Source organism: Imperialibacter sp. (genome assembly GCF_048007035.1).
In the GTDB taxonomy this organism is placed as follows: domain Bacteria; phylum Bacteroidota; class Bacteroidia; order Cytophagales; family Cyclobacteriaceae; genus Imperialibacter.
Genome location: NZ_CP180355.1, coordinates 2,731,643 through 2,749,751 on the forward strand (window position 1 = coordinate 2,731,643; position 18,109 = coordinate 2,749,751).

Genomic DNA, 18,109 nt, shown 5'->3' on the forward strand with positions numbered 1-18,109 from the left:
TCAGAAATACTTCATAAGGATATTGAGAATCCGTTTTTTTGCGGCAGTATAAGGCGGGTAAAGCAATTTGGCAGAGGTGAAACCGACCCTTTGTTTCAACCAGGCTTTTTCATTTGAAAAGGCCAGAAACCCAAAATGTCCATGAGACTTACCGATGCCACTTTCGTTCACTCCACCAAAGGGAAGGTGCGGCTGCTGAAATTGGACTACCACGTCATTCACACATGCTGTTCCTGACGAGGTTTCCAGTCGATATTTTTTTTGAATGCGCTTATCGTTCGAAAATAGATAAAGCGATAAGGCCTTGGGCTGTCCGTTTATGTATTGGATGACCTCGTCGTGGTTTTTAAACGTATTAACCGGAAGTATAGGGCCGAAAATTTCTTCTCTCATTAGTGTGGTGTGAAGAGGCACATTGTCGAGAACTGTGGGAGAAATGAAGTTTTCGGTTTCATCAACGTCGCCACCGTAAACAAGGCTGGCACCGTCTTCAATGGCCGTGCTCAAAGCCTGACAGAGTCGCTGATAGTGCTTTTTATTGATGATTCGGGCGTAGTTAGGCGATTCTTTAAAATTTTCGCCTGGCTGTTTGAACAGCGTCTCCAGAAAATATTTCAGGTGTTCCAAAAACGGCTCTTTCACACTCTCGTGAATGAAGAGGTAGTCAGGTGAAACACACGTCTGGCCACAATTAAGAAGCTTTCCCCAGACGATTTTTTCAGCAGCATCTTTCAAGTTTGCCGTTTTGTCGATGATGACGGGCGACTTGCCCCCAAGTTCCAGGGTAATGGAGCTTAGGTTTTTGGCTGCTGCCTCCATCACTATTCTGCCTACTGCCGAGCTTCCTGTAAAGAAAATGTGGTTAAAGGGAAGCTGAAGTAGTCGCTTGGTTATTTCGGGCCCACCCTGATACACGGCTACCTCCTCTTGCGGAAACAGCTCGCCTACCATTTGCGCAATAAGCTGCGAAGTGTTGGGAGTCAGTTCAGATGGCTTTATGATAGCGGTGTTGCCTGCAGCAATAGCTGAAACCAACGGCCCCATGCATAAATTGAAAGGATAATTCCAGGGAGAGATAATCAGGCAAACGCCTTTCGGCTCATAGTGCACAAAAGCCGACGAACCAAAATAAGTAAGCCCAGCGGGCACCGATGCTGGTCTCGTCCATTTTTTAAGGCTTTTCAGGGCGAGATTGATGTCTGCCAACACAACAAAGGTTTCGGAGAGGTCGGCTTCAAACCCAGGCTTTTTGAAGTCGCTGTATACGGCGTCACGAATTTTCGCCGTGTTGGCAAGAATCCAGGCCTTGACTTTTTTGAGCCGCTCAATTCTCGGCCGGTAGCTTTCCTGCCTGAGCAAAAGGGCCTTCTGTGACTGTCGCAAAAAGAGCTCGGACAGATCAGCGTCAGGTGTCTTTGTTTGTTGTTTCTCGTCTATCAATTTCGGGTGTTGTTAATCCTTACTAACAAATTACCACAAATAAGCCTCATTATCTACCTGAAGATAATCAAAAACTGTTTGTGGTAACATTAGGGTAACATTGAGTGATGTGTGGCACCAGATCAAAGCACATATACCCGCTACAGGCACGAATTCGTCGAAAAAGACTACGAGAGGCATACGTTATATTAATTTAATGTTAACTTTATGTTACGCAACTTCATAAAGGAGATAGCGCTAGTAAGCAAGCGGCATATGATAAACAGGTTTTACATATTGATTTTTCTAACTGTAAAGGCTTTTTTAAGCTTCGGGCAGGAGGTCAATATGTCTGATTTGCGTTTTCATTCTGAGCTCGAAAAAGCGGTCCTCGTTAACACTTCCAGTCAACCAACTTTGAGTTTATTGCTGGTAGCTGATCAGTCAGTTGACCATGAGCGAGCAAAATCGGCCTTGAATACCTATCAGGCCAACCTTGCTTTCTATCAAAACCAACAGAGTAAGTACAGGAGCGAAGAGCAATTCTTGAAATTCTTCTTCTACAGGGTTCACAGAAAGGAACTGAAAAGTTATGAGCAGTATGTTAGTCTGGCGAGCCAATTCGAGACAGGACAATACGATTGTCTCACCGCTACATCGCTCTACTACTTGTACCTCACGGATTTGGGCTATAAAGTGAATCTGGTAGAAACAGACTATCACATTTACTTGAAGGTTAATGCGGGCGAAAGAAGCTTCTTGTTTGAGTCTACCGACCCTATTGCAGGATTCATCTCTTCGGAGATTGAAATTTCCGAGAAGGAAAAAGAATACCTCAGTGCACAGCGCCAGAACTTATCGGGCATTTCTTCAAACACCACTGATGGGCAGAAAAGCTACATCCTGAACGACGAGTTAACCAAGAAGGAACTGGCTGGACTTAACTACTACAACCGTGCTATTGTTGCCTGGAATGCCAAAGACGTCCTAAAGGCTGTTGCCCTCGTAGACAAGTCGTATTTTCTTTACCCGTCTGATCGTATTTCGAACGTAAGAGATTACTTCCGGGGACAAAGCGAATTGCTTGCTAGCAAGTAACCTGCCCTTGCAAAGCTGAGCACCCCCTGCTTTAGTCGATCCCCCTTACTGCCTCTTAAGCCCCCTTCATTAGAAAATTTCGCCCTTCTCTATCAGGACAATGTGTGTCTATGGCCGCATTTTTTAAAACGACGAAGTCTTGGATCAAGCGAAAAATCTGGGGGATTACCCTTCAACCCCAATATTCCGAGCGGTCATAAAAAAGCAAAAGGTCCAAGCCTAACCCGGCCGGGCGAGACGCATTGAACCAGTTTTGCTTTTTTATTTAACCACAAACGAAACATTCAATCCCGAGAAATACAGATTGATCCGAGGTCTTGATAGGATTTGAAGCGCTTCCAGAAGCGGGTTTGTGGAGAGGCAGACTTCAGACTGGATCCCAGCAAAGATGTTTTTCACCATTGCGGCTTTCGCCAGAGTTTGCGGGAGGTGTTAAATAAAAATGCCCGGACGAAGCCGGGCATTTCTGATTTTTTTAAAGTCGGGCAAAAAACTGATTTACTCCATGATCTTAAACTCTACCCTTCTGTTCTTCTCACGGTTCTCTCTCGTGTCGTTGGGTACTTTGGGCTTCGTTTCACCATAGCCTATAACCGTCAACCGTGCCTTATCAATGCCATTGTTTATAAAGTAATTATAAACCGCCCTGGCACGAAGTTCGGATAGTCGCTGATTGTAATCTTCCGGGCCTGAGGTGTCGGTGTGTCCGGAAATTTCAATCTTTCCTATTTTTTGTGCTTCAAGCATTTCTTTTACTCGTTCGAGCTCGGGGTAAGAAGCGGTCTTCAGCTCGTATTTTTCAAGATCGAAAAAGATGTTGTTGAACGATATTTCCGCACCTTTTTCCAGCTTAACCATATAAAGATCAAGTTGCCTTGTTTTTTCTTCAGGGTTTGGCTGATTAAGGTCAAGGTTTCTATCGAGAGAAATATAACCGGCAGCCTCAGTAATTACACCATAGTGGGCACCGCCCCTTAGGCTAAAGTGAAACTCACCTGTTTCAGGATTGGTCCTTACTGCACCGATGTCGACGCCGTCAGGAAGCCTTTCTATCATGATGGTGGCAATAACTGGCTTTTGGGTTTTTTCGTCAAGCACCCTACCGTTCAGAGCAATGACAACGTCCCGTGGGTTAATCTTGAGGTTCTTATTCTTAACACCGTCTAACTCAGAGGTAGCCAAAAGTTTGTCGGACTCGATGAAAAACTCCTGAATTTCGAACCTGTAAATATCAGTATCCTCATTTTCAGCCCCTCTGGAGAAATAGGCGTGCTTGCCTGAAGTGGGCATATTGAAATAGATATCGTCACTTGCCGTGTTAATACCCGCACCAAGGTTTTCGGGCTCCGACCAGTTTTGCCATGTGTCATCCAGCCTTGTAGTTACAAAGATGTCGGCACCACCGTATCCACTTATGCCTTTTGTAGAGAAGTAGAGTGTTTTATTGTCGTTGGTGAGGAAAGGGGCCTGCTCATCTGAAGCGTTGTTGATATCACCACCAAGGTTCTTGGGCTCTGACCAGGTGCCATTCCCTTTTTTGAATGAGACATAGAGATCTCGCCCGCCGTAGGTGTCGTCCCTCTCTGATGAGATAACCATTGCTTTACCGTCTGCTGAAAGCGAATAGTCTACTCTGGAATTGTAGTTGTAGTCATTCTCAATCTCGATGTTTTCAGGTTCAGCCCATTCACCATTGACAAGCTTGCTCATTGAAGCGCCGGCAAACATTTTTCCTTTTTTACCATATTGGTTGCCCAATAACAGTATCATCTCTCCATTTTCCTGAGTAATTGAAGAAACAAAGTTTGGGCCTTTTGTATTTAACGGAGGGCCTGCATTCTTAGCAATATTCCATTCTTGCTTTTCCTCATTCCATTCCGAATACCAGATGTCTTCAGCATCATCCACGCCTCCAACGTTTTGAGGGTGGTATTGACGGCTAAAAAAGAGGTATTTTCCATCAGGGGATATAATAGGACTATGTTCTACGTAGGTGCTGTTTACGTTTTCTCCCAGTTTCTCAACCGTTTCCAGGTTTTGGTTTACATTCTGAGCAATGTTGACCAATACTGTAATGGGGATGTTTGAGTCGCTTATTCCGATGGCGTCAATACTATTAGGCCCTTTAATAGAACGACCATCAATTACTAGTCTGATGCCCGCAATTTCATAACTCGTTCTTTCGAAGAAAAGGTTTAGCAGCCTGCTCTCGATAGGAATGGCTCTTGGCGTCAATTCAAACAACAAAAACTCGTTGAACGACGCATCGTAGGCATATACCTGTGAAATGGCACCCGGATTTTGCGACTCTGCAATAGCAATTTGCTGTGCTCTTATGGGCTTCTCGAAAGCTACAGTGATAAATTCAGTTCTGTCGGCCTTGTTTGGGGTCCAGGCATTGGGGTTATCGCCTCCATTGGGCAACACATTGGGCTTGTGAAGCACCTGCATTGCTGAGTATTCCAGTGGGGACATCTCTGACGAAACTTCAATGACTCTACTGGCCCAACTAACAGATTCCTGTGCTTTCAGGTTTATGCCAATTGCAAAAGAACATAATACTAGTAGAATTCTTTTCATATCAAGCCGATTCAATAAGGTTTAGGATTAGGGATAAATTATTCTCGAATGACTCGTACCTCAACACGGCGATTCCTTCGTTTATCTTCATCAGTTCTTTCAAGCGTAAGTGGTTGAGTGCCCCCGAAAGCCTTTGTTTGCACTCTGTTCTTTTTTATGTTTTTAGAAATTAGATAATCTTTTACAGCATTTACTCTTTCCAACGAAAGCTCCATATTAGCAGCATCGCTACCCTCAAAGTCGGTGTGGCCTTCAAGCTGAATAACCATGTTGGGCCGCTCGTTGAGCCAGTCCACTAAGCGATCCAACTCTTCAAAGGAGCTTGAACTGATCTTTGATCTGCCTCTTTCAAAAATAAGATTTTCGAGAGTAATCATTTGATTTGCCCTGTCAGGGGTAAGGCGGAACTCCAAATTAAAGGCAGAATCGCCTGCCTGCAGTGCAACCTTGAATTCCCTATCAACAGCATCATACCCATTTGCCTTAATTTTCATGGTATAAGAAGTGTTATTGAATAGGAATAGCTCAAAGGAGCCATCTTGCTGCTTGCTCTTATTTGATCCCATATCATCATAATAGGGGAGCTTTTCATAGAAAACAGAGGCGACAATAGGTTCTCCGGTTTTATCATCCACAACTTTTCCGGATACTTTAACTAAGGAATCCTTCTGCTGATAAAACCCTGCTGTTGATAAAAAACTAGCATTAGCTTTAAGCTGCCACGCACTTGCTATAAAAAACAGGGCAAGATATGCTGCCGGTGTTATTTTCATGGTAAGGTCGATAGTAATTTTTCCAATAAAAGTAAGCTTTTTCGAAGCTAATAAAAAAAATTATTGAATTAATCAAAGGCTCGCTGATTGAACAGTAAGTAGCCCAAATGAAACAGGACTCCCCATTTTTGTTCTTCGTCATCATAGTAGTTAGCGGCGAATGCAATGGGACCTATTGGGCTTTGAAAGACCACTCCTGCTGACGCAGCGAAAAATAACTTGCTCGTGTTCTGCTGATAGGCAGGCGTTTCATTTGGTAATTTCTCAAGCAATTGCAATGGTGCAAAAAAATGCCCCTCCATCCTGAAATGAAGGTTGTCACGAACAAAAAACATCTGTTTTAGACCGCCAGCGGCAAACTTATTGGATCTGAAGTTTTCCAAAATGAGTGTGCGGCTGTCCTGAAATGGATAATAGCCACCACCAGCAATTTGAGTTCCCCGGTAGCTACTCAGGAGAGGGAATGTTGAAAAATGGCCAACTGCCTGGTAGCCTATGCCATACCAGTTAAGCAACCTGTAGTATTTTTCGTAGGAAATCTTCGCTGTCAGCCAGGAGTGGCTGGCCTCTCTGTAAGCAAGCTCGGAGGTGCTTCCCGGAAAATATTTTTCTGAGCCATGGTATCCGCCAACAGAGGCTTCGAAGGCCTCGCCTTTGGTTGGATACTGATAGAAGTTGAGATTGCTCTGGCTCACCTTTATTTTCCCCGCAAATCCTTTTAACCGTAGCTCATCGAGTACATCGCTTGTATTTACTTCGGGTATGGCCGCAAAATTATCTCGGGTATAGAACAAGCCTGGGCTGAATGTCAGCTTGTGGTGAGTGCCCAGGGGTGTGCTGACGTTGAATGTGAAATTTCTGTCTACCTGATTGACTATAGTGGGAGCCTTGTCTTTCAAAAGTATTTCAGTAGAATTGATGAAGTCCCACTTGTTGAAAACATATTTAGGCTCCAGGTAGAAGGGGATATACGTTGGAAAGTAGAGCCTGGCACTGGCCTTGGCCGATTGGTAAAACCTGCCTGCATTGACGGCACCGTCGAAGTGGGTGAAGATCTGGCCAAGTCGCTTGTATTGTGCGCCAACCAGCAGGTTAGAGGTGCTTCGGCTGGTCATTGTTCCCCCCAAAACCATTTTTACCTTCCTGTAAGGTGAGCCTGTCAACTTTAGCTTGTAGTTCTCGCTAGTTTCGCTCTTTGTGATTTGAGGATACATACTTCTGAAATAATCTTCAGAAACGATTTTGTAATAGCCTGATTTTATCTTTTCCAGCTCAACAATTTTATTCTTTTTCTCCAGCAGATTGTCGAGGTATTTTGTTTGTCTGGAATTAAACCCCTCTACCTCCACCTCACTGAAGTCGAGCGGGACAAAATCTGATTGGAATAGACTTCTGGCAGCGGTGACTTCCTCCTCCCCAACTCGACGGTCTATTTTCGATTTGATGAACTCCATTTGCCTTATTGCTGCCACATAGCCGCTATCGGTGATACTTTTGGCTCTGGCAAAGTCGGTGGAACTGAGTCCCTCCAGATTGGGCTCGATGTAGATGTTACCTTCAAGCCTGGTTGGGTCAGACTTATCAAGCATAAGAAAGAGCAATTGTTCATTTACAAGGTGGTCTGCTTCTTTGGTGGGGTACTCTTTGTACACTTTCGAGGCTACGTTGACGCCAATGATGATGTCAGGCTTGAACTCCTCAATGGCAATGTCCACGGGAAAGTTGTTATAAATGCCTCCATCGAAAAGATACTTTCCATCAAACTTTATAGGGCGGAAAAAGAAGGGGACGGTCATTGAAGCCCTGAGTGCATCCGACAAGTTTCCATCACTCAACAGTACTGCCTGCTGAGTGAATACCTCAGCCGCAGTGGCCCTGAACGGCACAAAAAGGCTATCAAAATTGTAAACGGACTTTCGGGATGCCTGCGCCAGGTGTTCGGCCAGGGCGAAGTTAAGCGCATGATCTTCAGCTATATTGGCATTAAAGGAGGCAGTGAAGGAAGAGTCAAGTGACAATTCGACTGACATCCATCGGGAGTCGGGGTCTTTCTGGGTGTAGTAGTAGTTGTAGTCATCCCTGATCACTCCCTTTACCCAATCTTGAATGTCCTGAGAAAGAGCTATTTCCATGATCTGGTCTGCACTGTATCCTGCGGCATAGAACCCACCTACAATACTGCCCATGGACGTGCCCACTATGTAGTCGATAGGGATATTGTTTTCCTCAAGGGCTTTGATTACTCCGGCATGTGCCAGCCCCTTAGCTCCGCCACCGCTTAATACAAGCGCCACTTTTTGGGAAAAGCTGCAACAGTAAATGAATGACATTGAAAGGAGCAAAGTCAGCCGCTTCCTCATATTTGTCTGTTTTGAAAAAATTTTGCGAGAATATACTTCCTAAACTGCAGCTAACAAATTAAAGCATTCCCGGAGAGCGCATTAATCTACAGAAGCATTAAGAACCGGCTTTTCGGTTAGGAACGTGATTGTGTCTATAGCCGAAAGAATTTTGTCCCTTTCTTTGAAATAGGCCTCTTTGTGCGTGTCAGCAATCGGCTGAGAAGGTGGGATTTCGACAGAGAAAGGATCGACCTGAACACCGTTGCGCCAGAACCGGAAGCAAACATGCGGGCCGGTAGCCAGACCAGTGCTTCCTACGTAACCAATAACTTCACCCTGCTTCACAGCCTTGCCAGGCCGCATGCCGCTGGCTATTTTGCTCATGTGAAGGTACTGGGTGGTGTAGGTGGCGTTGTGTCGTATTTTCACGTAGTTCCCGTTTCCTGAATTGTAGGTGGCCTCAGTAACGACACCGTCTCCAACGGTATAAATCGGTGTGCCTTTTTGTGCTACGTAGTCTGTTCCAAGGTGAGACCTGTACCTTTTCAGCACGGGATGAAATCGCCTACCCGAATACCTTGAGCTTATCCGACTAAAATTAACCGGGGCTTTAAGAAAAGCTTTTCGGAGGCTATTTCCCTCCTCATCGAAGTAATCCAGTCCGTCTCCCTGATTGTAGTAAACCGAGTAAAAATCACGGCCAGCGTGATAGAAATAAGCTCCCACTACCCTTGGGATATTTACCACCTCGCCTTCGATTAATTCTTCTTCAAATATGACTTTGAAGTAATCATTGGCATCGATATGAAAAAAATCGATTTGCCAGGCGTACATATCAACCAGCTTCGAAACCAGCATGGGGGAAACATTGGCGTTGATGAGCGTCTCATAGAGCGAAGACTCGATTTTAGCGGCAATAGCCCGAACTTGAAGCACTTTTTCCTTTTGCACTCGTTCTGTATAAACAGAGTCGGACATATGGAAGACCACAAATTCGGTTTTGTCTGGCTCGTAAGCCATGGCTACCACCCTAGCCGCTGAGTCTTTTGTGGTGAAAACGGTGTAGTTTTTTCTGTAGCCAATTTTTCTTACATCGAAGACTTTTCTTGAGCTAGTGGCCACCTCATAAATTTTGGCGGGATCAATATTGTAGGTCTTGAGAATATCTGACAGCGTCTGGTTTCTTTTTACGATGTCCTCGTGAACGTTAAAAGAGTCCAAATTAAAACCGTAGAGTCTTTCGGGTTCGTAGACGGTGGTGACTGTGTCTACCGTCACCAATTCGGTTTCACCGGTATACTCGGGTTGGTAGGTAGCTTGCTGGTGTTTATATGCGAGGAAAAATAAACAAGAGATAATTACTAAGATGGTTCCTGCCAGAACGTATTTCTTCATCAGGTCGAATCAGGGGTTTATGGTCGAAAAAACGGGTTTGTTCTTCTTCATAGAAGAACTCGCCTCATCCAGAAACGTTACAAAGTTAGCAATATTGAGGTCATAGGCCTTGGGAGCAGCCAAAAGGTTCTCGTTTGGATCCAAAATCACGTAAAAAGGCTGGGCATTGTTGTTAAACCTCGTGATCTGTAGGTCTGCATTTTGCTTCCCAATGGATTTTTTGATTTTACCATCATATTCCGACTCATACCACTGTGATTCGGGCAGCTCGGTCTTTTCGTCCACGTAAAGCGCCACTAGTACAAAGTCATTTTTTAGTCTTTCGAGCACCTGAGGGTCAGACCACACCCTTGCCTCCATTTCCCGACAGTTCACGCAGCCATGTCCGGTAAAATCAATAAAAAGCGGCTTCTGTTGTTCCCGTGCGCAGGCAATGGCCTGGTCATAGTCGAAATAGCCAGTGAGACCATGAGGGAAGTGGAGCATGTCTGCATACTTGGGAGGCTCGCAGATGCTGTTGGATGCAGTGCCTGAATTGGAAGAAGCCCCCTGCTGACGAACAATGCCAGGCAAGTCAAAGTCCATCGTGGATTGTGGAGGTAAATACCCGGCCAGGGCTTTCAGAGGGGCACCGAACATGCCTGGGATCATATATACCACGAATGTGAAAGTAACTACTGCAAGAATTAGCCTTGGCACAGGTAGCTTCTCCATTTTGCTGTCACCAGGCAGCTGTATTTTGCCCAGCAGATAAAAACCCAATAAGGTAAACACCACAATCCAGATAGCCAGGTAGATTTCCCTGTCGAGGATATTCCAGTGATAGGCCTGGTCGGCGATGCTCAAAAATTTAAAAGCCAAAGCGAGTTCCAGAAAGCCCAGCACCACTTTAACGGAATTGAGCCACCCGCCGGACTTTGGCAATGTGCTCAGCCAGTTCGGGAAAAAAGCAAACAACGTAAATGGCACTGCAAAAGCCATGGAGAATGCTAGCATGCCCAAGATTGGTTTTAAAATCATCCCTCCGGCAGATTGTACAAGTATACTTCCGACAATTGGCCCAGTGCACGAAAACGAAACCACGGCTAACGTAAAAGCCATAAAAAAGACCCCTACTAGTCCTCCCTTGTCAGCTTTTCTATCTATGCTATTCACCCATTTATGAGGCAAAGTGATTTCGAAAAGTCCGAGAAAGGACAGGGCAAAAACAATGAAGACCAAAAAGAAGATGATATTGGGTACCCAGCCAGTGGCCAGGTCGTTGGCAATTTCCGGGCCCATAAACGGAGCAACAAGAGAACCGATCAGGGTATAAATAAGCACGATGCTGAAGCCATAAAACAAGGCCATTCGTTTTCCACTTTTCTTATCTCCTTTCCCAGTGAAAAAGGTGACGGTCATGGGAATCATTGGAAACACACATGGAGTCATGAGTGCGGCAAGTCCGTAAAGAAAAGCAATGACCATGAAGCCCCACAGAGATACATTGTCATAGGAGTCTATTTTGTCAGGGATAGTTCGATCCACTCCGTTCGAACCTTCATTAATCTTGGCAGAGTTTTTTTCGATCTTGCCAGAGAAAGTGGCGTATGTGAAGTCTTCATCTAAGTTGATGCATTTGCCATCTACATCGGTGCAAACCTGATAGAAAAAGCTGCCTGAAAGGTTAACCGGCAGGCTGTTGACGAGAATGGTCTGACGAAATTCAGCATGCTCTCTAAAATAGGTGTATTCCCCTTCCCATAAGTCATCGTATTTTCTTTTCGCCCCAATAGGTCTGATACTATCAATTGCTTCGTAAGAAGGATCGCCCACGAAATCAAACTCTGCTACAATGGGGCCAAGATCAGGATCAAAATCTGACGAATACAGATACCAGGTGTTGTCTATTTTAGCTTTGAAAACGAGGCTAAGGGTATCGCCTACTTTGGGATCATTATTGCTCAGCTCATAACTCCACGATATGGGCTTTTGCACCTGCCCATAGGAGGCAAAAACGGTAAAAATTCCAAACAGACCTAGTAGTATTCTTTTCATCAGTTTCTTCTTTTTCCGGAAAGAGAAAGGGCCAAATTTGACTCCTTAACGTATTCCCTTCGCAGAGAGTTTGTTTGCTTGGTTTTATTTCGCTTTGCTCAAAGTGGCAAAGTGTTTATAAAATAGCGTGATGGTTTCAATTCCTTTGATGTAGTTAAAGATACCATAGCTCTCATTAGGAGAATGGATGGCATCTTCGTCAAGCCCAAATCCCATCAGCAAAGAGTCGAGGCCTAATACTTTTTGAAACAGTGCTACGATCGGTATGCTCCCCCCTTCCCGGGTGGGGATCGGAGCTTTTCCCCAAGCTTCTTCCACCGCCAGTGCTGCAGCCTGGTAGGCCGTGGACTTGGTAGATACCATAGCGGGTTCGCCACCATGGTGGGGCGTTACTTTGACCTTAACCGTTTTAGGGGCCACGCTCAGAAAATAGTCCGTAAACAGTTTTGTGATTTCATCGGAGTTCTGGTTTGGCACCAGTCTCATGCTGATTTTGGCGTAGGCTTTCGAGGGAAGCACTGTTTTGGCACCCTCACCAATGTATCCACCCCAAATGCCGTTGACGTCGAAGGTCGGCCGAATCCCTGTCCTTTCTATTGTGGAGAAGCCTTTTTCTCCAAATACGTCAGCTATGTCGAGGTCTTTCTTATATTTTTCGAGCGAAAAGGGCTGCTTCGCCATTGCCTCCCGGTCTGCTTTTGATAACTCAACGACTTTGTCGTAAAACCCGGGAATAGTGATGTGACCATTTTTATCCTTCATTTTATGGATCATCTCACAGAGCACGTTGATGGGATTTTCTACAGCGCCACCGTACATGCCGGAATGAAGGTCTCTGTTGGGCCCTGTCACTTCTACCTCCACGTAGGTGAGGCCACGCAATCCCACTGTGATTGAAGGATGTTCATTGCTGATGATGCCTGTGTCAGAAATCATGATCATGTCAGCCTTCAGCTTCTCTTTGTTGGCTTCAGTGAAAATGCCAAGGTTGTTAGAGCCCACCTCTTCCTCACCTTCAATCATGAACTTTACATTGCAGGTGAGTGAATCGGTTTGCATCATCGTTTCAAAAGCCTTAATGTGCATATACATTTGGCCTTTGTCGTCGGCAGACCCCCTGGCATAGATTTTCTCGTTTCTGATGGTAGGTTCAAACGGAGGTGTTTCCCAAAGCTCGTACGGGTCGGCAGGCTGCACGTCGTAGTGTCCGTATACAAGAACAGTTGGAAGTGAGGGGTCAATTATTTTTTCTCCATAAACAATGGGATGGCCAGCTGTAGGGCAGATTTCAGCTTTATCGACACCGGCTTCAATTAGCTTCGTTTTTATAAACTCCGCCGCTTTTTTTACATCGTCCCTGAACTTCTTGTCGGCACTCACCGATGGAATTCTCAACAGTTCAAAAAGCTCATCTAAAAACCGTTGCTGGTTTTGCTCGATGTACGGAATCTTGGTTTTAACACTCATGAAATTCTAATTTATCAGGCTAATGTCTCCCCGGATGCTATCCTGTATTTCTTCGGAAAGAAGCACCCGTGGTTTTATCGGGTAAAAGTAAGGAATATTACCAAGACGTTGCAAAGGCAAATCTGCTATGTATCAATGGTATTTGTCCATGGCGGGATGGTAAAAAGGAGCACTCCCCGTCTAACTTTAGGGAAAGGCTTGCTTATCCTGACAGTTGCGGGATTAGAAGCCGTCTTTGTCTTTTTCTATTGTATCGAAGCTGTCCTTCCCAAAGGCAGGGTCTGTAGCGAACTGTAATTTGAACGGCTTGTCGATGTTGTAATAGTTTTTGCGGAAGTTGTTGATGAAAGTCATCGTTTCAGCCTCTTCCCCAAGCCCAAGAGCAAAAGCACCAAGCCCAGCTTTTTCTAACGTGGACGAACCTCTTATGGCCTCATTAAATTTCTGATTGGAAGAGAGAATGAGGAGCCTGTTTTGGTCGAACCTGAAGTGGTACCAGGTGGCTTCCGAAAACATGATGAAAATATTTACAATGTCTCCGAGGGGATCTCTCTTGATTTCAACAAAGCCATCTGCCTCAGCATTTATGTCGTTTCTGAAAATGTTTGAAATGCCAATCTTGCCATCGTTGTACCAGGCCTTGTGCGTAGCATTCCACTGCAGGTTTACCTCCGAGAGTGACAGTGCCTTTTGAAGCTCTGGTGAAGTAGATACCAACGGCACGTAATTTTTCAAAGAGTTGTTTTCATAGCTCTTGGCAATTTGATCACTGGTGAGATTGGCGAGGAGATAAACCAAGTCACCCTGTATGTTATTTGCTTGTGGGGCCCCGATGCGCTCAATAATGTCAACCAGATCCTTTGTCATCACGTCGGTTGCGGCAGGGCTGATTTTGAAATCGGCCGTTAAAAAAGCCGTCATTTTGAAGTAAGAGGAGTCGAGTCGGCCAATCCCTTTTGCAGATGCCCTCAATGTAAAATCCGGGCTGTTCTTTATAAAGGTCATAGGGCCCTCAAAAATGACGCTGTTGGTGTTTTCGGAGTATATGAATGTGCTACCAGCGTAGGAATTCCCGTCTGACTTGGCTTTATCTTCTATTTTGTAGAAATCCCCTTCGAGATTATAAGAAAGGATGCCATGAGGCGTAAAAAGATCGAAGTCCGCCGGGTCGTTTTTGTCGTTAATGTAGGTCAGGTATATAATGTCATCAAATGAATCGTAGTGTAGACCGGCAACCAGTTTCTGGCCAGTTTCAGCTGTCGAGGCATCAAAGTTGACAAGCACTTCAGGATTTTCAGTTTTGTTAGTATAGCTGATCCACTGAGAGTCCCGTTCTTTTTTCCAGTCGAGCTTCACCCCGCCAATCAGTTCAAGCGCCCTCCTGTCTGCATACATTTTTGCCCGACCTTTGTACAGGAACCCTGGCGACATCACAAAGTCCTGGTCTTCCAGCACATCGCCTTCCGACACGGTCATCGTTTTGAACCTGTTCTTGGCTATAGGCACATTCTGAAGCTCAAATTGATTGAACTTGATCGTAAAAGTGTCCTGCGCCGCATTGACGAGCTGATACAGTGCGCTGCCAGTGAATTTATTTCTGTCGACAATGGTGATGAGTCCGTTGGTCAGGGTATGGTAACGATTGGCAGTGTCAATCCTGACAATAGCATTTTTAAGCTCCTGAAGTGTTGAGTTCTCAAGGATCGTAATCTCTTCGTTTTCCGGCGTGATTTCCGCATCCGCCACTGTGATGTACGGAATGCCCTGCAGGTTCAACTCGTAGCGGTTGATATCGTAGATACCTGCCGTTGCATTAAACGCCAGCGAATCGAGGTCGGGCCGGGTTGAGTAGAAGTAGGAGTCTTCGATGGCAACATTAGCCGGCTTGCTCATCGTAATCTTTTGGTCGTTTAGGTTCCAGATGGCGTTGGTAATCGACGTTTTCATTTGTGCATAAGGGAAGCCTATGGCCGCTACACCTGCCTTTTCAGGGTGAACGTCTGCCACGTTTGCTTCAAGGTCAAAATTTAACGCAATGTCCTCCCCGGCCATGGCTGGTTTATCCGGGTTGTCAGTCAAAATTTCAAACGCTCCATGGCGGGCGCTGAACTTTGTTTCCGAAAAACTAAACTGCTTCGACTTTACCCTGGAACCACGGGTCTCCAGCGTGCCAAGCCCAAAGGCCCCTTTGGCAGTAATGTTCGCAGCCCCCTGAAGCTTGGCCGTGCCATTATACAGCTCAATGGGGTCACCGATGTTTTTGAGAAACATGCTGTCTTTTTTGGGCAGCCATTTCATTCTCAGGGCTCCCATTATACCTTGTGGGAAGGACGCTGACCCTAGGTTTCCTGGCCTGATTTCGCCACTTTGAGCGATGGCTGAGGTAGAATCCAAATAGAAAATAAAGTCGTTGGAGTATACGGTAGTCGTTAAGTAGTCAATCTTTCCATTTGACCTCAAGCCCCGGTAGCTCAGGCTTAGGCTGTTGTAGAGTGTTCCAGTGCCCCCATACAGCTTATAGCCGCTCTCAGGTATTTTATGTTCGAAGCCCAGCGACTTATCAGGTTGAATAACAAGCTTCTCTTCAAACGGCTCCAGGATGTCTCCAGCATGGAAGGTGCCCTCAAAACTTATACTTGCTCCATCACTTCTGTTGGAGCTGTCTATTTCGAATGGCGGTATCACAAACCTAACTGTTTTGTTATAAGCCCCTTTAAGAATCTCCTTAGAGTCGAAGAAAACAACAGCCTCGGAATCTGAAGTAAAGTAAGGGTACTGAAGGTTTTGCTTTTTTCCTGACTTGTTATCGGGGCTTTCTACAAAGAGGGTTCCGGAGGTAAGTTCGAGGTGGTTGTGCAAGGCTGTCTTTTCTTCACCACCTTCAACCTTGAGTGAGTCAGGCACCGGAATCTGAATCCTGATAGAGTCAATAGTCGGCATGGCAAAGAGGTTGTCGGCATACTGAAACTGAAAGTCCTTTCCTTTGTAAACGAAATCTCCGGCATTCACCATTCCATTAAACAATAAATCTCTACCCTCGAGAATTTTTACCACGCCACTGTCTGGCTCCATGTAAACCTTCAGGTCAGTAGTGATATATACCCTGTCAACGCCTCTAACAGTGAGCTCTTTGGTGCCAAAATTGAGGGTACCGTTTGGATACCGCTCAGTAAGAGAAGGTACGATTAGATTATCGTAGTCTTTCTTATTCTGATTAGCCAGAATATAGTGAAAAGACTTGTCCTTCACCTTTATGAAGCCCGTTTCAACCTGGAAATTGATGAAGCCATTTTGGTAAAGGAAATTCATTGCTGCCAGTGCCTGGTTGTAGTCAAGCTTATAGGCCGTTGTCATGTCGCGGAGGTAAAACTCACTTGCTCCTGAATTCCTGGCATACCGCACCACAGCCATGATAGGGTGATAGCCAAACAAGCCCGGGTACATTGAGAACCGCTTTTCACTAAAATAGTCTTTAGACTCGAAAACCGCAGGAATACGGTTTCGGGCATTCATAATAGAGATATCGAGGCTGTCGGTTTCCAAATCCCAGCTGATTTTATCGGCGCTGAAGTCCATCAGGAAAAACGAAGACGAATAGGGAGTGCCTTTGAATTTATTCTGATCTCTGTATAAGGTGAGCAGGTTTTTGCCCTCGTCAAAAACCAGTTTATTCTGTGGGTGGAAGATCGAATCACCGTTGTGGTAAATGGTGACCATCGCCTTATCCGACGTTATCAGGGAGTCTTCAAAGGCGTACTTGATGCCCCTTGCTGTGAAAGAACGACCGAAGTCGTCTCTGATGTTGAGCACAGACTGTCGCTTGAGAGCGGAGGTGCCGTAAAATTTGTTCCCTATGATGGAAAATCCCCCGGTATATGTAGCATTTGGGGCTTTAAGTTTTAAAGTGATGTCGGCATAGTAGGAAGTAAACTGAGGAAAATACAGCTCCTCTTTGTCTGTTCTCTGATAGCTCTTAAAGTCGAAAATTCCCTCTGCTTCTCCATCAAACCAGGCAGGGAAGCTGAGGCTGACCTTCTCCGCACTTATTCTTGGTTTAGTGATTTCAAAGCTGTAATCAGTAAAGGTAACAGAGGCGGCTTCGGCACCATTTGCTTCGCCGGGCCAGTTAAACTTACCCCCGCTGCCCACAAACACTTTGTCGTGGATGACAACCGAGCCCGACGTGTTTTGGATGCCGACGGAGTCATAGGGTGTTACTAACCTGAAGTTCACATTGTTGAGCTTTATCACGGGGCCGCTCACTTCCGGGAGTAGTGCTTGACTAACCACTTCGGCCACAAAAGCATCAGCCACTGGCGCAGGCTCCGCTACCGGGTCGTTGCCCCATCCTGAGTCATTGCCCCATCCGCTATTAGCCGGTGTGCCCCAACCATCGTTGCTGCTGTCGGCGGTTCCCCAGCCGCTATCTGCCGAAATTTCCTCTTCGATCGGGGGCTCCTCAGCCGGCAATACATAAGCTGGTTCCGCCTCGTCCAATTCAAAACCATAAGTGCCTCCCTCGGCATATAGTTTGAAGTATTTGGTGTAGTACAAAGCCCTTCGGGCAAAAAATTGATTGAGCATGAGCAAAAACTCGCTGTACTCCTTGTTGCGGTAGGTGTCGACTACCTGGTTATTGATCTTGAGAAGATTTGTGAGCTCGGTGGAGCTGATATTTTCCTTTTGAATGGCGTAGGCTATGTAGGCACCGAAGAACTCGAAATATGGGTAGGTGCGCATTCTCCGATCCCGCATTTTGACGGCAATGTCGATAATGATTTTCTTCTGGTCGGCATTGATCTGACCCGAATTCCACACGGTGACAAAGTCAGCGGCGATCTTGGCCGCACCTTCATTGTCAATTTGTCTTATGCCGTTTGATAAATCTTGCCCGAATGTGTTGGGGTCAGTGGAAAAGGTAAACTGTTGAGCCCATAGATGTGAGGACAGCAATAGCAATATTGCTAAGAATCTCATTTTGAGAGATAACCGTTCCCT

General features: G+C 45.6%; 9 protein-coding genes. 1 reads left to right on the plus strand and 8 read right to left on the minus strand.

Annotated elements, in window-relative coordinates:
- Complete coding sequence (locus tag ACMVP2_RS11745; protein WP_416867821.1) at positions 1-1,440, minus strand: aldehyde dehydrogenase family protein; 1,440 nt, start codon at positions 1,438-1,440, stop codon at positions 1-3.
- Positions 1,441-1,647: 207 nt separating this feature from the next.
- On the opposite strand from ACMVP2_RS11745, the gene ACMVP2_RS11750 reads away from it, so the two are divergent.
- Complete coding sequence (locus tag ACMVP2_RS11750) at positions 1,648-2,517, plus strand: hypothetical protein (protein ID WP_416867822.1); 870 nt, start codon at positions 1,648-1,650, stop codon at positions 2,515-2,517.
- A gap of 498 nt (positions 2,518-3,015) precedes the next feature.
- On the opposite strand, the gene ACMVP2_RS11755 is transcribed toward ACMVP2_RS11750, so the two are convergent.
- The 7 genes from ACMVP2_RS11755 to ACMVP2_RS11785 form a co-directional block, all read right to left on the minus strand.
- Positions 3,016-5,097 carry an OmpA family protein gene (locus ACMVP2_RS11755; RefSeq protein ID WP_416867823.1) on the minus strand — a complete coding sequence of 694 codons (2,082 nt, stop codon included), beginning with the start codon at positions 5,095-5,097 and terminating at the stop codon, positions 3,016-3,018.
- Positions 5,098-5,135: 38 nt separating this feature from the next.
- A complete protein-coding gene (locus ACMVP2_RS11760) occupies positions 5,136-5,870 on the minus strand; it encodes an OmpA family protein (protein WP_339784561.1) in 735 nt (244 codons plus the stop codon).
- A 68-nt stretch (positions 5,871-5,938) separates the two neighbouring features.
- Positions 5,939-8,230 (minus strand): patatin-like phospholipase family protein, encoded by a 2,292-nt coding sequence (locus ACMVP2_RS11765; protein WP_416867824.1) that lies wholly within the window; start codon positions 8,228-8,230, stop codon positions 5,939-5,941.
- A gap of 81 nt (positions 8,231-8,311) precedes the next feature.
- Positions 8,312-9,607 (minus strand): peptidoglycan DD-metalloendopeptidase family protein, encoded by a 1,296-nt coding sequence (locus tag ACMVP2_RS11770; protein ID WP_416867825.1) that lies wholly within the window; start codon positions 9,605-9,607, stop codon positions 8,312-8,314.
- A gap of 9 nt (positions 9,608-9,616) precedes the next feature.
- Positions 9,617-11,644, minus strand: coding sequence for a cytochrome c biogenesis protein CcdA (locus tag ACMVP2_RS11775; RefSeq protein WP_416867826.1), 2,028 nt, complete (start codon positions 11,642-11,644; stop codon positions 9,617-9,619).
- Between the two features lie 84 nt (positions 11,645-11,728).
- Positions 11,729-13,111: a dipeptidase gene (locus ACMVP2_RS11780; protein ID WP_416867827.1), complete on the minus strand. Its 1,383-nt coding sequence runs from the start codon at positions 13,109-13,111 to the stop codon at positions 11,729-11,731.
- Positions 13,112-13,333: 222 nt separating this feature from the next.
- Positions 13,334-18,088: a hypothetical protein gene (locus ACMVP2_RS11785; RefSeq protein WP_416867828.1), complete on the minus strand. Its 4,755-nt coding sequence runs from the start codon at positions 18,086-18,088 to the stop codon at positions 13,334-13,336.
- Positions 18,089-18,109: the final 21 nt, after the last annotated feature.